Source organism: Nonomuraea sp. NPDC049646 (genome assembly GCF_044465525.1).
Lineage (GTDB): Bacteria > Actinomycetota > Actinomycetes > Streptosporangiales > Streptosporangiaceae > Nonomuraea.
In genome coordinates this window covers 27161-41091 of sequence record NZ_JBITLU010000029.1, presented here as the reverse complement: position 1 = coordinate 41091, position 13931 = coordinate 27161, and the positions used below count along the sequence as shown (strand labels likewise).

General features: G+C 71.3%; 9 protein-coding genes. 6 read left to right on the top strand and 3 right to left on the bottom strand.

Features of this window, described 5'->3' with window-relative positions; translation table 11 throughout:
• Nucleotides 1-60: 60 nt before the first annotated feature.
• Nucleotides 61-3477 (top strand): tetratricopeptide repeat protein, encoded by a 3417-nt coding sequence (locus tag ACIBQ8_RS48275; RefSeq protein WP_397195555.1) that lies wholly within the window; start codon nucleotides 61-63, stop codon nucleotides 3475-3477.
• 367 nt (nucleotides 3478-3844) lie between these two features.
• Here the strand turns inward: ACIBQ8_RS48275 and ACIBQ8_RS48270 are convergent, their stop codons facing one another.
• The gene (locus tag ACIBQ8_RS48270; protein ID WP_397169210.1) at nucleotides 3845-4054 is read right to left on the bottom strand and encodes a YegP family protein; all 210 of its coding nucleotides are present in this window, start codon (nucleotides 4052-4054) and stop codon (nucleotides 3845-3847) included.
• 302 nt (nucleotides 4055-4356) lie between these two features.
• On the bottom strand, nucleotides 4357-5358 hold the full coding sequence (locus tag ACIBQ8_RS48265) for a magnesium and cobalt transport protein CorA (protein WP_397195554.1): 1002 nt from the start codon (nucleotides 5356-5358) through the stop codon (nucleotides 4357-4359).
• 224 nt (nucleotides 5359-5582) lie between these two features.
• Here ACIBQ8_RS48265 and ACIBQ8_RS48260 point away from each other — a divergent pair, with 224 nt between their 5' ends.
• Nucleotides 5583-5834 (top strand): hypothetical protein, encoded by a 252-nt coding sequence (locus tag ACIBQ8_RS48260; RefSeq protein WP_397195553.1) that lies wholly within the window; start codon nucleotides 5583-5585, stop codon nucleotides 5832-5834.
• A gap of 130 nt (nucleotides 5835-5964) precedes the next feature.
• Here the strand turns inward: ACIBQ8_RS48260 and ACIBQ8_RS48255 are convergent, their stop codons facing one another.
• A complete protein-coding gene (locus ACIBQ8_RS48255; protein ID WP_397169216.1) occupies nucleotides 5965-6300 on the bottom strand; it encodes an STAS domain-containing protein in 336 nt (111 codons plus the stop codon).
• 2188 nt (nucleotides 6301-8488) lie between these two features.
• Between ACIBQ8_RS48255 and ACIBQ8_RS48250 the strand changes: the two genes are divergently transcribed.
• The 4 genes from ACIBQ8_RS48250 to ACIBQ8_RS48235 all read left to right on the top strand — a co-directional run bounded on the left by ACIBQ8_RS48250 (nucleotide 8489) and on the right by ACIBQ8_RS48235 (nucleotide 13901).
• Nucleotides 8489-10138 carry a hypothetical protein gene (locus ACIBQ8_RS48250; protein ID WP_397195552.1) on the top strand — a complete coding sequence of 550 codons (1650 nt, stop codon included), beginning with the start codon at nucleotides 8489-8491 and terminating at the stop codon, nucleotides 10136-10138.
• Nucleotides 10139-11251: 1113 nt separating this feature from the next.
• On the top strand, nucleotides 11252-12184 hold the full coding sequence (locus ACIBQ8_RS48245; RefSeq protein WP_397195551.1) for an alpha/beta hydrolase: 933 nt from the start codon (nucleotides 11252-11254) through the stop codon (nucleotides 12182-12184).
• Between the two features lie 22 nt (nucleotides 12185-12206).
• A complete protein-coding gene (locus ACIBQ8_RS48240) occupies nucleotides 12207-12926 on the top strand; it encodes an alpha/beta fold hydrolase (RefSeq protein ID WP_397169221.1) in 720 nt (239 codons plus the stop codon).
• A gap of 144 nt (nucleotides 12927-13070) precedes the next feature.
• Nucleotides 13071-13901, top strand: a complete 831-nt coding sequence (locus tag ACIBQ8_RS48235) for an alpha/beta hydrolase (protein WP_397195550.1) — start codon at nucleotides 13071-13073, stop codon at nucleotides 13899-13901.
• Nucleotides 13902-13931: the final 30 nt, after the last annotated feature.

The window sequence follows — 13931 nt, the reverse complement described above, 5'->3', positions numbered from 1 at the left end:
CGGCACCGTACCGGAAGGAGGTCAGGAGATCCTGTCGGCGCGGAGCAGTAGCGTGTCGGCATGAAGTTGGCGGAGAGCCTGCTCGCCTACCGGAAGCGGGAAGGCGTCACCCAGCAGGATCTGGCCGGCCGCGCCGGCGTCAGCGTGCGCACGCTGCGCGACATCGAGCGGGGCCTGCTGCGCGATCCGCGCGCCAGGTCGGTCCGCCTGGTGGCGGAGGCGGCCGGCCTGTCCGTCGCCGAGCCCGACCCGGCGCTGCGGATCGGGCTGCTCGGGCCGCTGACGCTGCGCGTGCGCGGGTGCGCCGCCGAGCTGCGGCCGCCCATGCAGCGCCGGCTGCTCGGCCTGCTGGCGCTGCGGGCCGGCCACGTCGTCACGACGGCCGACATCGTGGAGTTCCTGTGGGGCGAGGAGATCCCCGCCAGCTACCACAATCTGGTGCACACCCACGTGTCGCGGCTGCGCGGCTTCCTCTCCGGGGTGCGGGCCGGCTCGGGCACCGAGCTGATCGGCCGGGTCGGCGAGGGCTACCGGCTCGGGCTGGCGGGCGACGAGAGCGACCTGCTCGTGTTCACCGCCACGCTGGCGGTCGCCGCCGCCCACCGGGCGGCAGGCGCGCCGGAGGAGGCGGAGCGGGCCTACGAGCAGGCGCTGCTGCTGTGGCGTGGGCAGGTGCTCGCCGGTCTGGCCCCGCGTGCCGCCCATCATCCTGTCGTGGTCGGGGTGTCCCAGCAGCGCCTGACCGCCGTCCTGGCCTATGCCGACCTGGCCATGGCCCACGGGCGGCACGAGCCGGCGCTGGCGCGGCTGCGGGAGGTGGTCGCGGCCGAACCCCTGCACGAGGGCCTCAACGCGCGCGTCCTGCTGGCCCTGGCCGGGGCCGGTCAGCGGGCCGCGGCGCTGCGGCTGTTCGGCGAGCTGCGCGGCCGGCTCCGCGACGAGCTGGGCGTCGAGCCAGGCCCCGAGCTCTCCGGCGCCCACGCCCAGGTGCTGCGCCGCGGGGCCGTCGCGCCCCACGGCCCGGGAGCTGCCATGGCCTCCGATCAGGCCGTGACGTCCAGCGGCAGCCGGTCGGCGGAGCCGCCGCCGTCCTCCAGGCCGCCCGTTCCGGCCCAGCTGCCGCCCGACATCGCCACGTTCACCGGCCGCGAGCGGGAGTTACGGGAGCTGACCGCCCATCTCGGCATCGGCGACCCGGCCCCGACGGCGGCCAGGGTCGCGGTCGTCAGCGGCACGGCGGGGGTCGGCAAGACGGCGCTCGCCGTCCACTGGTCCCACCGGGTGCGCCGGCGCTTCACCGACGGCCAGCTCTTCTACAACCTGCACGGCTACTCCCCCGAGGCCGCCAGGACCGCCGCCGACGCCCTCACCGGCTTCCTGCTCGCGCTCGGCGTGCGGCCGGGGGCCGTCCCGGCCGACGTGGAGTCCCGCGTCTCCCTGTTCCGGTCCCTGACCGCCGACCGGCGGCTGCTGCTGGTGCTCGACAACGTCACCGGCCCCGAGCAGGTCTTCCCCCTCATCCCGGCCAGCGGCCACAGCGCCGTCCTGGTCACCAGCCGCAACGACCTGTCGGGGCTCAACGTCCACGGCGACGCCTTGATCACGCGGCTCGACGTGCTCGGCCCCGGCGAGGCCGCCGGCCTGCTGGCGCACGTCCTCGGTGCGGGCGCCGCCGCCACGCCGCCCGAGGTCCTCGCCGAGCTGGCCCGGCTATGCGCGAACCTGCCGCTCGCGCTGCGGATCGCGGCTGCGAACATCCAGCGGGGCGGCTACGGCACGGCGGCCGCCTACGTCACGGCCCTGCGCGGCGGCGACCGGCTGGCGGAGCTGGCGATCGGCAGCACCGGCGGCGCCGGCGGCACGGCGGTCGAGGCGGCGTTCGCGCTCTCCTACGCGGCGCTGGCCCCTTCGACGGCCCGGGTGTTCCGGCTGCTCAGCCTGGTGCCTGGGATGGACTTCCCGCTCGACGCGGTCGCCGCGCTCACCGGTTCCGGCACGGCCGAGGCCCGGAGGGAGCTGTCCGCGCTGACCGGCGCCTACCTGGTCGACCAGCACGTGCCCGGCCGTTACCGCTTCCACGACCTGCTGCGGCTGTACTCCTCGGAGCGGGCCGCCGCGGAGGAGAGCTCCGGCGACATCGCCGAGGCCCGGCAGCGGCTGCACTCCTGGTATCTGCTCAACACGCGCGCCGCCGTCGGCCGCTGCCACCCCTACTACGCCAGGCTGCCGCTCGGCCCGGCGCCCGCGGGCGTGGCTGTGCGCTCCTTCGGCGATCTGGCCTCCGCCGCCGCCTGGCTGACGGCCGAGCAGGGCAACCTCGTGGCCGCGGTCCACCAGGCGGCCCGGTCGGGCCCGCGGGCCTCGGCGTGGCTCCTCACCGACGCGCTGCGCAGCCATTTCTGGCACACCGGCACCATGCAGCACTGGCTGTCGTGCGCGCGGTCGGCGATGGCGGCGGCGTTCGAGGAGGGCGACGCGGCCGGGCGGGCGGCCGCCACGCTCGCCCTGGCCAACGCGCGCGCCTTCCAGGAGGACCCGGAGGCGCTGCCGCTCTACAACCGTGCCCTCGCCCTGGCCGAGCAGGGCGGCTGGAAGGAGGGGGTCTCCTCCGTCCAGAACAACCTGGCCGTCCTCCACCTGCGGACGGGCCGGCTGCACGAGGCCGCCCGCTGCCTGCTGGAGGGCATCGCCCGCGACCAGGCCGACGGCCTGCCGCTCTGGCAGGCCGCCAAGCTCGTCAACCTGGGGGCGGTCCACGCCCGGCTGGGCCGTCTGGAGTCCGCCCACCGCCATCTCACCCAGGCGCTGGGGCTGCGTCCCGCCGACACCGACGGCATGATCTCCCGCAACCTGGGCGAGGTCTGCCACCTGCTCGGCCGCTTCGACGAGGCGTTGCAACACCTGAGCATCGCTCGGGCCCGGTCCGAGGCGGCAGGGTCGTCCGCCGTGCTCCTGCCCTGCCTGGTCAACCTCGCCGAGGTGCACTGCGAGCTCGGTGACCACGACGCCGCCCGGTCCCTGGCCGAACGCGCCCTGGCGGTCAGCCGCGACCTGGGCGACCGCCTGTCGGAGGCGTTGGCGCACAACAGTCTGGGGACGGTCTGCGGGCGCTCGGGCCGCCGGGCCGAGGCCGCCGAGCACCACCGCAGGGCGCTGCACCTGGCCGGCGACATGCACCTGGCCGTCCGGGCCGCCGCGCTCATCGGCCTGGCGGGCGCGGTGGATTCCGGCACGGGTTCGGGCGGGGATTCCGGTGCGGAGGCCGCTGCTTTCGCCGGGGAGGCCCTGCTGATCACGCGCGAACGCTCGTTCCGTCTGCTGGAGGGGCTGGCGTACACGGCGCTCGCGGAGGTCGCGCTGGCCGCCGGTGATCGCGCGGAGGCGGTCCGCCAGGGCCACCTCGCCCTGGCCGTGCACCGTGAGACCGGCCACCGTCCGGGAGAGGCCCGTGCGCTCCGGGCGCTCGCGCAACCGTGACCGCCGGCAGGCGGTGCGCCGCGGCCCCGACAGCGGGACATGGACCCGCTCCGCCCGGTGAAGGCTGCACCGGCTCCGCGGGTCGCCACCGCGGCGTGCGCGGCGCAAACACCCTGCCCTGCGACGAGATTCCGCATCGCTTGGACACAGCGCCGGCCTTCGGCCCGCCACACGCGCTGAACGGCAGCTACAGCGGCTTCTCCATCAGTGTCATGCTGTCTCGCCTGTTCCAGGCCGCGCGGTTCCTGTGATCACGACGAACGCGCGGACCGCTCCGGCCGATGGCGCGGTCGGGAGAAGGCGGCAGCGGCGCGGAGCCGACCGCCGTTGCCTTCCCTGAAGCTTGTCGGCAGCCGGATGGACGCCGTCACCGCTGAGAAGCGCCCCCGGCCTGCTGCTGTTCGCCGGTCTGGTCGTCGATGCGACTGTCGGCGTTGCGTCGCACCGCGTCGATGCCGTTGAGGGCGCTGGCCTTGGTCGTGTAGCTCTCGCTGGTGGCGATGATCTCGCCATTGCCTGCCACCAGGTTGAACCGGTAACCCGAAGGGGTCTTCTTCAGAAGATAATGGCCTGCCATGCGACTCTCCTTGTCTCGAGATCTTGGGGATTCAGACATCGGACTGGATACTCCGGTTACCCGGAGAACATGACCAAAACATTGCGTCGCCGGTTCCGGGCCCTGTTCGGCTGAACCGTGCCAGAGCTCACGCCGACCAGTTCCTCCATGCGCGCGAAGCCTCCGGCGGCCATGACCTGAGCGGACCTGCGGCACCGCACCCCGTTGATGACCCGTCCTCGTGGCTCGTCGGCGCGTCTTGCACCTGGGGCTCTCTCTTGCATCATCTCATCGGCAGCCCACGCCCGACGGCGCGGTGTCGTTCACAACCACCCGCTCCTGCGCAGCAGCCGGTACACGATGATCACGGCGATGACCATGACCACCAGACTCAGCGGATAACCGAGCAGCCAGTGCAGTTCGGGCATGTGGTCGAAGTTCATGCCATACACCCCCGCGATCATGGTGGGAACGGCGATGAGCGCCGCCCACGACGAGATCTTGCGCATGTCCGCGTTCTGCTGCATGGCCGCCGCGCTCTGCTCGCGACCCACCAGCGCCAGGTGGGCGTTCAGGGCGTTGGTGAGCAGTTCGTTGTGCTCGTCGACGGCGGCGTCCACCCGCAGCAGATGATCGAGTACGTCGCGGAACTGGTCGCGGGCCGCGACGCACAACTCCACCCGCCCCTTGACCATCTCCTCCAGGACAGGGATCAGTGGATCTTGCGCGGCCCGGAACTCCAGCACCTCGCGCTTGAGCGAGTAGATGTCCTCGGTCACGTCGGCCTGCTCGCCGCTGAAGATGCGCCGCTCCAGCACGATGAGGTCGTGCTCGATCTCGTGGGAGATCTCCGAGTAGGTGTCGACGACCTGGTCGCAGATCGCATACAGCACTCCGGCAGGCCCGATGGCCATGAGGTCGGCGTCGGCCTCGATCCGCCTGCGCACCCGTGTCAGCGGGTTGGCCTGCCCGTGCCGAACGCTGATCACGAAGTCCGCGCCCACGAACAGGTTGATCTCGCCGACCTCGATGTCGGAACCGTCCTCCACGTACAGCAGCGTCTTGAGCACCACGAACAGAGTGTCGCCGTAACGTTCGAGCTTGGGACGCTGATGGGCGTGGATGGCGTCTTCCACCGCCAGAGGGTGGAGCTTCACCTCGCTCGTGATCAGGTCGAACTCCTCCTGGCTGGGCTCGTGCAGGCCGATCCACAGGAAGCAGCCGCCCCGAGCCCTGGCGTCGCCGAAGGCGTCGCTGATGTCGCCGCGGATGGTGTGGCGTACGCCGTCGCGGTAAATCGCCTTGTCCACAATCACATCCGGCATTGTCGCCCAGCGGGGCGACTCACCGGCCGAAGCCGCTTGACTTCACGTCAGTGCTGTAGACGGGTCAGCATGGACTGGGTTCCTCCCTTGTCGCAGGCCTCGGCCGCCGGCCTCGCGGCCCCACTTCGATCTGCCTCGGGCCCAGGAACCGCTGGAACGCACCGACCTTGACGTCTCAGTCCATCCGGCGCGAACCGTGCTCGATGACAACCGATGTTCTCGGCATGCTGCTGGATAGTCGCGCGCCAGTGGCGCCGGGTCAGTCTGACGTGCTCACTCCGTCGAGATCAGACTTGCAGCTCAGAGGCCAGTTCGTCAGCCAGGCCCTTCTGGAGTTGGGCTGCCGGCAGCAAGTGCACCCGACGTGCAGGGCTCCGCATCGGCTTGATGACCAGACCGCGGCCGCGTTCTACCGCTTGACGCCGAAGGACGAACGCGAGGCCGCTTTCGAGGTCTTCCTCGACGTGCCGGTTTGACGTGTTGCCGTACTGGCGCCCACACGAGGGGTCAGCCGCGGCGATGATCGCCTGGACGTCGTGACCACAGGCCGGCTCGCCCTGACATGCCGGTCCCGAGTTGGAGCTGCGCATGGCAACCGCCGTGAGTTCAGCCCGTCGTCAAGGCAGCCAGCGCGGTGCTGGTGTTGGGGTGCAGCCGGAAATGGTCGGTCAGTCGCGTGATCTCGATGAGGCGGGCGGGGGCACCGTGCAGGCCGGCCAGATGGACCATGCCGCCGTGCTGTCGGGCCGCGGTGTAGGCCGTCAGCAGCACGCTCAAGCCGGTGCTGTCCATGAACGCGACGTCGGTCATGTCCAGGATCAGATGTTCGGCGGGCAACCAGGCCACCTCGGCGAGGTACTGACGCAGGCGGCCGGCGCTGGCCAGATCGATCTCTCCGGCGATCGTGATCACAGTCGCGCCGGTGTAGTACTGATGGTGCATACGAAGCGATGACAAGCCAGTCCTTTCATGAGGCGTCCCCATGTGGGCGAGTATGTCTGCTGGCAGGTCAGCCTAGAGGTCACCTGCGCTTCAGGCACGAGAAACCGCGCTGCCGACCACCAGGACCTGTACGGATCGTCCAGGAACAGGATGCAGTGGCCCCGGCGCGGTCGCCACAACACAGGCAGGCTCGGTGACGGTCAGTTCGGTGCGGAACATGCCGGGCGGACCGCTGAGTGCTCGGCCGCGATGCGCCTCTCCAGCCACTTCACCTCCACGCCGATCGAGGTGACTCCACAGCCCGCGTTCTCCGCGCACCGCGGTGGACGTTCAGGAGCGAGGTGAGCGGGGAATGGGCCGGTGATGAACGCTCCAGACCCGCGGACGCATCCTCGCCCGCCGGCCGTGCCCGCCGCGGCCACAGATCGCCAGGCCACTGCGGAGATCGTCTCGCTGATGACCGACAGGGTCCCCGCCATTGGCGGAGCAAGGGCGCGCAGGGCGGGACGAGAACTGAAGGCATGGCTGAACGCGCCCGAGACGAGGTTCGCGGCCATGGCGGGTCTGCTGATCGTCACTGTCGCAGCCGTGCTGATCGCGGTGATGCGCACTGCCCGCGCAAGGCGGGGAACGCGAGCGTAGAGACCCGGTCTGATGACGCCCGCAGGCGTTCGGATCCCCCGCCGCGGTGATCGCGCGCATCGCCGGCGGACTCAGCGTCGCCGCCGCTTACGGCCGAGCCGGCCACTTCGTGAGGATGGCAGGATCCCCCGCCACCGGCGAGGGCGGCGAGCGAGCCTGCCGCCACTGCCCGGGCCTCGTCGCCTGACGTGTCAAAAGCCCAGATGGGGTTGGTCCAGGGCTCGCTGAGCTCGGGAGTGCCGTATCGGCCTTGCGCGTGACAGTCATGGTGCCGCTCGTCAAGCGGGCCTCGCCTACCGTTGGGGCGGCGCGTGCATGCCCTTACCTGAGTTCGGCGCCACGGTAGCTGATGCGGGGGGGCCGCCTCAGATCGCAGCCGATCGCAGCCGTCCAGCAGCCGTATCAGCCATGGCCAGCGTGGCGGCTCCTCACCGGGCGGGACAAAGCCATAGAAGCCCGCCATCAGGAGCAGGGGGCGGGACAGGCATGGGAGTCCTCGGAGGGTGAGGCGACTCGTAAGGGCAGCCGAGGGGCGGCGGGACCCGCCTCCCCTCAGCTGGGCCGTCCCGATGCCGGGCCGCGCATCGGGGCGGGAAACTGCGAGCCATGCCAAAGGTGGGGCGCGCAGCTGCGTGGATCAGTAGCACCGGCAGGTTCATGTCACTCCCACCGGGACAACGTCAGAGGGAGAGCACGCCCAGAGCGCACGGGCTGGACCGAAGCCGCGGTCGGCCTGGGAGCTTCGGTGCGAGGCGTGGGCGCCTGCGGGAGGGGGTGACCGGCCCGCGCCATGGAGGCCAGGACGAGGTCCTCCACTCCGTTGCGGTGATCTTCGGCACGCCGAAGGCGGCAGTCTCCGCAGAGCGTGGAGCAGTAGGGCCAGTAGCCGTCAGGCAGGATGCTGGAGTCGCAGGCAAGCTTCGAGTCCTCCCCTCCCCCCGGGGGCGTTCATGGCGGTGTTCGCCGAGCTGGCGGGACGGTCGTGGGACGGCGTGGCTGGACAGCAGGACCGGACGCCGTCCCACGGCCTCATCCTGGGCCGCGCACAGGCCCCAGGATGGGCGGCTGCCGGCCGGGGGCACAGGGGCGGCACGGGCGGGCAGCGAAAGCGGGGTGTGAGGGAGGCGGGCAGCGAGCAGGCGCCAGGTGCCTGTCCTCCCTCACACTTCAGCTGTTGCGGAGCGGGACTGGCTGGGCTCGTCCCGGCACCGGCTGGAGTGGCCCACGACAAGCCCGATGCTGCCGTGGGCCACGAGAACAAGTGGCGCGAGCCCCCGAGTGAGCACATGAAAGGCTCTTGCTCGCGCCGCAGTGCGTGATCTGGCAGAAGGTGCCCATCAATCCGCCGGGCCGCGGACGGCGCGGACCCACGTGAGGGGAATCGTCATGGCGGCGACTTTGTCAGCGCGCACCGACAATCGGTCCGGTCCCGAAGGCCGGAGGGTGCTTGATCACGGTTTGGTGTCGCACGGCCGGATGATCTTGACGCGGGAGCACCCATGAGACGTTATTAGAACACACGTTCCCATCTTGGCAGGAGGCTCTCATGCCCCCATCCCTGGTTCGCCGATTAGCCGCTTACTGCGGCGCCGCCGGCCTGATCACCGGCCTGCTTACTGTCACGGCCCCCGCCGCCTCGGCGGCTGGCACCACCACCGACCTCGGGGTCGCCGACTCCTACGCCGCGGACCTGGCCGTCGGCGGCGGCCGGGTGTTCGTGCCCGCCGGCGACCGCATCATCGTGGCCGACACTGACGGAAACCTGACCGGCGGCGTCGTCACCGGCCTGCCCGGCGTCCAGCAGCTGGCCCTGAACGCGGACGGCACCCGCCTGTACGCCGCTGTCACCGCCTCGAACGAGGTCGCCGAGATCGACACCGCGAGCCTCGCCGTCACCCGCCGGATCGACCTGTCGGCCCACCCCTGCCCGTCCACCCTGGCGCTGCTGGGCGAGCGGTTGTGGGTGGGGCACGGATGCGACAACGGCCCCGGCGGCGTCGTCGGCCTGGATCTCAGCGCGAGCGTCCCGGCGCCCGTGGCTGTCGGGGGCGAGCACCTGCGGCCTCCCGTGCTTGCGGCCGCCGGCGACACGCTCGTGGTCGGCCAGACCGCCCTGCACCACGCCGACATGCTGGTCTATGACCTCGGCGAGGGCGCTCCCGCGCTGCGCGGCACGATCGACGGCGAGGAGTCGCACATCGACTCCCTGCGCGATCTCACCCTGAGCTCCGACGGCGGCACCCTGTTCAGCGCGGCCGACGCCCCCGGTCACCTCTCCAGGTACGACACCAGGACCCTGGCGGCGACCGGCACCTACGGCGACGGCTGGAACGGGTACCTGTCCTCCGTGGCACTCGGCTCGGACGGCGCGTACGTCGCGGCCGGAGGCCCGTGGGGCAGCACCGACCTCACCCTCTACGACGCCGCGACGGGCGCGGAGCTGTTCGCCGTCGACCAGCCCGACGCCGAACTGCTCCCGGACGGCGTCGCGTTCTCCGGCACGGACGTCTTCGCGCTGCTGCGCAGCTCCACGGACCGGCTGCTGCTGTGGCGGGTGACGGGCGTCGCGCTACCGGCCACCAAGCTCACGGTGACGGCCCCCGCAGTCGCGTACGTAGGCTCGCCGATCACCGTCGAGGGGCGGCTCACCAGCGCCGATGGCGAGGCGCTCGGGCTCAAGCCGCTCACGGTGATCCAGTACCAGCCCGGCTGGACGAAACTGCCGATCACCGGCGTGACGACGCGGCAGGACGGCACGTTCACCTTCCAGGACACGCCCGTCTTCGAGCTGCCGCCGTACGTCGGCGAGGTGATCTACTGGGTGTTCTGGGACGGCGACGACGGCCACCGCCGCAGCAGCGCCTCCGGCCTCGTGACGGTCAAGCGCGAAGCCACGCTCACCCTGACAGGGCCACAGTCCGGCGTCGCCGGCACGGCCGTGGAGCTGAGCGGCGTCCTGGCGGGGGGCGGCAGGCCGCCTTCTCCGGGGTCCACGCTCACCGTGCAGCGCACCCTGTACGTCAAGGGCACCAGCGGCAAGGCCGTCAAGCTCCCGCCGGTGAGGGTGAACGCCGACGGCAGTTACACGTTCACCGACATTCCCGCCAACGCCGGCAGGTACAGCTACCTCGCGAGCTATGCGGGGGACGGCGGGACCGGGCCGGCCCAGGCCACCCATGAGATCATCGTCAAGTGACCCGACGACCGGTGCCCGGCCGCCGGGCCGGGCACCTCGGCCGGGATCCGGTGGTGACTCACCAGGCCCTGACGGTTCCGGGAGTCCATGACTACTGCTTCGGTGACAGTTCGCGATCTTGTGGGATCGGGTCACGCGGCAACGGCCACCGCATGATCGTTCGGAGTTCGTGAAGACAAACCAAGATCGGGCGGGGGCCGCGCGCCACAGCGTAGACCCTGACGGCTGCCGATGTGTCGATGGTGGGCGATGGCTGCGGCAGGCCCCGCAACTGGCCAAGGCCATCATGGGCGCCCAGAACGTGGCCCGGCTGCTCGCCTCGGTCTTCCCCCGGATGGTCTTGATCGGTGTGACGGGCGAGCCGGCAGGGGCGTGCGTCCATTTCGGTGAAGGCAGTCCGCCATGCCCAGGATGTCGGTGATTTCGCAGCAGACAGGTTCAGGAGAGATGGCGAAGCCTGGATCTTGGCGTTCGGGGACCAGGTGGCTCACATGCCCGACGCAAGGGGCCTGCGTGACCTCCGCCGTCCTCGGCCATCTCCACACCGACCTCCTGGCCGTACGCTTCCTCGCCCCCGAGGGCGGCGACGTTGTGGTCGCCCTCGGTACAGCCTTGCTCGGCCGGCAGATGGGCCAACCGCACAGGGGCGTGAACGTCGCCCGGCGGCGGAGGAAGCGGTGGCGCGGTGCGTGTCCTTCATTAGCCGTGATCGCGCTCCGGGCCGCTGACGTCGCGTCGCGGGCGCTGACCTCATCGCCTTAATCAACCTCGCTGAGGGAGGGGCTGTGCCCAGCACGGTCTGGTAGGTGGCGTGGGTGACCCGGTCGCCCCCGGCCGGGCCGGTACGTCGACCGGCTGAACAGCGGCGGAACCGCCTGCGGGAGTGTTTCTGCATGTGGTTCCGCCTGTTCCGCAGCGCCCGCGCACGGTGTGATTGACCCAGCAAGCCTCCCGGTGGCCGGTCAAGCCCGGCTCGTCGACGGCCTGTCGGCGTACCGGCCCGAGGTGTTCAGCGCGGCGGTGCTGCCGCTGATCAGCCCTTGCCGACGTCGACCCGCTTCGCGGGATCGCCGCACGAGGCAACGTCAACCACACAGGAAATGAGCCTCCACCATGCACAAACCAGTTCTCGAACCCGCGGCGCAAGCGTTCGTCGAGGCGACCGCGAACCCGCCGTACCTGTTCGATCTGGGCCCGGTCGAGGGCCGCAAGGCCGTCGACGAGGTCCAGAGCCCCGAGATCGTCGTGTCCGGCACCACCCGGCAGACCCTCGGCGAACCCGCCTTGACGATCTACCGGCCGGAAGGCGTCAGCGGGCCGCTCCCGGTGATCCTCTACGTGCACGGCGCGGGCTGGGTGTTCGGCAACGACCACACCCATGACCGGCTCGCTCGCGAACTGGCCGCCGGCACCGGCGCCGCCGTCGTCTTCTCCAACTACAGCCTCTCCCCGGAGGCGAGGTATCCGGTCGCGATCGGCGAGAACTACGCGGCCGCGCAGTGGATCGTGCGGCACGGCGCCGAGCACGACCTGGACGCCTCGCGGATCGCCGTTGCCGGCGACTCGGTCGGCGGGAACATGGCCATCTCGCTGACCCTGACCGCCAAGCAGCGCGGCGACGTGCCGCTGCTCGGGCAGGTGCTGTTCTACCCGGTCACCGACGCCTCCTTCGACACCGGCTCCTACCACCAGTTCGCCGAAGGCTACTTCCTGCGCCGCGACGCCATGCAGTGGTTCTGGGACCAGTACACCACCGACGAGGCCCAGCGCGCCGAGATCACCGCCTCCCCGCTGCGCGCCACCGTCGAGGACCTGACCGGCCTGCCCCCGGCGCTGGTCATCACCGCCGAGGCCGACGTACTGCGCGACGAGGGCGAAGCCTACGCGGACAAGCTGCGGCAGGCCGGGGTGCCGGTCACCGCCGTGCGCTATCAGGGTGCCATCCACGACTTCGTGATGCTCAACGCCCTGCGCGGCACCCACGCGGCCGAAGGTGCGATCCGTCAGGCCGTCGACTTCCTGTCCACGATCCTGTCCACCCGCTGAGCCCGGCCGGAAAGAAGCGATCATGTCATCCGGTACGGCCCAGCCGACCATCGTTCTCGTCCACGGCGCGTTCGCCGAGTCCGCCAGCTGGAACGGCGTCATCCGGCGCCTGCACGCGCACGGCTACCCGGTCATCGCCGCGGGCAACCCGCTGCGCAGCCTGTCCGGTGACGCAGCGGGTGTCTCCGCCGTCCTGGCCACCGTCAAGGGGCCGGTCGTGCTCGTCGGGCACTCCTACGGCGGCGCCGTCATCTCCAACGCCGCAGTCGGCCACGACCACGTCAGGGCCCTCGTCTACGTCGCCGCGTTCGCGCCCGAGGCCGGTGAGAGCATCGGGGAGCTGTCCGGCAAGTACCCCGGCGGGACGCTCGGGCAGACCCTGGCCGAGGTGCCGCTGCCCGACGGAAGCGTCGACCTGTACATCCGGCAGGACCTGTTCCACCAGCAGTTCGCCGCCGACGTGCCGGCCGAGCGCGCCGCGCTCGACGCCGCGACCCAGCGGCCGCTGAACACCGTCGCGCTCAACGAGGGCGCCGGCGAGCCGGCGTGGAAGACGATTCCGTCCTGGTTCGTCTATCCGGAACTGGACCGCAACATCCCGCTCGCCGCGCACCGCTTCATGGCCGAACGCGCCGGCTCACGCCAGAGCGTCGAACTGCCCGGCGCCTCGCACGCCATCCCGGCCTCGGAGCCAGAGGCGGTGGCAGCCGTGATCATCGCCGCCGCGAAGACGATCCGCTGACCTCGGCCGGGGTACGGCGGCGCTACCCGCGCCTTCTCACACCCCCGCCGTGTCGAACACCCCGGCTGCGAGACCAGCCTTGCCGCGGCCCTGGCGTCGCGGCCCGCACGCGGAGATCCCGCACACCCTGAAGGAGAAGACATCATGACCAAGGTCGCAGTCAACCGGGTTCGCCGCCAGGCGGCGCTCGCCCTCGGGCTCGCCACCGCCGTGGGCGCACTACTGGCCGCGCCCTCGCCCGCGCACGCCGAGGCGGCCGCCCCGCCCAAGCCGACGATCGTGCTGGTGCACGGCGCCTTCGCCGACGCCTCCAGCTGGAAAGGCGTGATCACCAAGCTGAAGCGGGACGGCTATCCGGTGCTCGCCACCGCGAACCCGCTACGCGGCCTGACCGGGGACGCCGCCTATCTCACCAGTGTGCTCAAGAACGTCAAGGGCCCCGTGGTCCTCGTCGGCCACTCCTACGGCGGCGCGGTGATCAGCAAGGCCGCCGTAGGCAACTCCTCGGTCAAGGCCCTGGTCTACGTCGCGGCGTTCCTGCCGGACAGGGGTGAAAGCGCGCTGGCCCTGTCGAACAAATACCCGGGCAGCACCCTCGGGCCCAACACCCAGCAGTGGACCTACCAGCTGCCGGGCGGTGGCACGGCGGTCGAGCTGACGATCAAGCAGGACAAGTTCCGCGAGCAGTTCGCCGCCGACGTACCGGCTCGCAAGGCTGCGGCGATGGCGGCCTCCCAGCGGCCCGTCGCGGTCGCCGCGCTGGAGGAGAAGGCGACGGACGCAGCCTGGAAGACCATCCCGGCCTGGTCGTTGATCGCCACCGGCGACAGGAACATCCCGCCGGCCGCCCAACGGTGGATGTCGCGGCGCGCGCACGCATCGACGGTCGAGGTCGCGGCCTCCCACGCCGTGTCGGTCTCCCAGCCGGGCAAGACCGCCGAGATCATCGACAAGGCCGCACGCGCCACACGCTGATCCCACCCGCTTCGACGACTGCCTGGAAAC

Bases quoted from the DNA above. Each gene is read 5' to 3' on its own strand.
- ACIBQ8_RS48275 (WP_397195555.1), top strand. From the start codon at position 61: ATGAAGTTGGCGGAGAGCCTGCTCGCCTACCGGAAGCGGGAAGGCGTC.
- ACIBQ8_RS48270 (WP_397169210.1), bottom strand. From the start codon at position 4,054: ATGGCAGGCCATTATCTTCTGAAGAAGACCCCTTCGGGTTACCGGTTC.
- ACIBQ8_RS48265 (WP_397195554.1), bottom strand. From the start codon at position 5,358: ATGCCGGATGTGATTGTGGACAAGGCGATTTACCGCGACGGCGTACGC.
- ACIBQ8_RS48260 (WP_397195553.1), top strand. From the start codon at position 5,583: ATGCTGCTGGATAGTCGCGCGCCAGTGGCGCCGGGTCAGTCTGACGTG.
- ACIBQ8_RS48255 (WP_397169216.1), bottom strand. From the start codon at position 6,300: ATGCACCATCAGTACTACACCGGCGCGACTGTGATCACGATCGCCGGA.
- ACIBQ8_RS48250 (WP_397195552.1), top strand. From the start codon at position 8,489: ATGCCCCCATCCCTGGTTCGCCGATTAGCCGCTTACTGCGGCGCCGCC.
- ACIBQ8_RS48245 (WP_397195551.1), top strand. From the start codon at position 11,252: ATGCACAAACCAGTTCTCGAACCCGCGGCGCAAGCGTTCGTCGAGGCG.
- ACIBQ8_RS48240 (WP_397169221.1), top strand. From the start codon at position 12,207: ATGTCATCCGGTACGGCCCAGCCGACCATCGTTCTCGTCCACGGCGCG.
- ACIBQ8_RS48235 (WP_397195550.1), top strand. From the start codon at position 13,071: ATGACCAAGGTCGCAGTCAACCGGGTTCGCCGCCAGGCGGCGCTCGCC.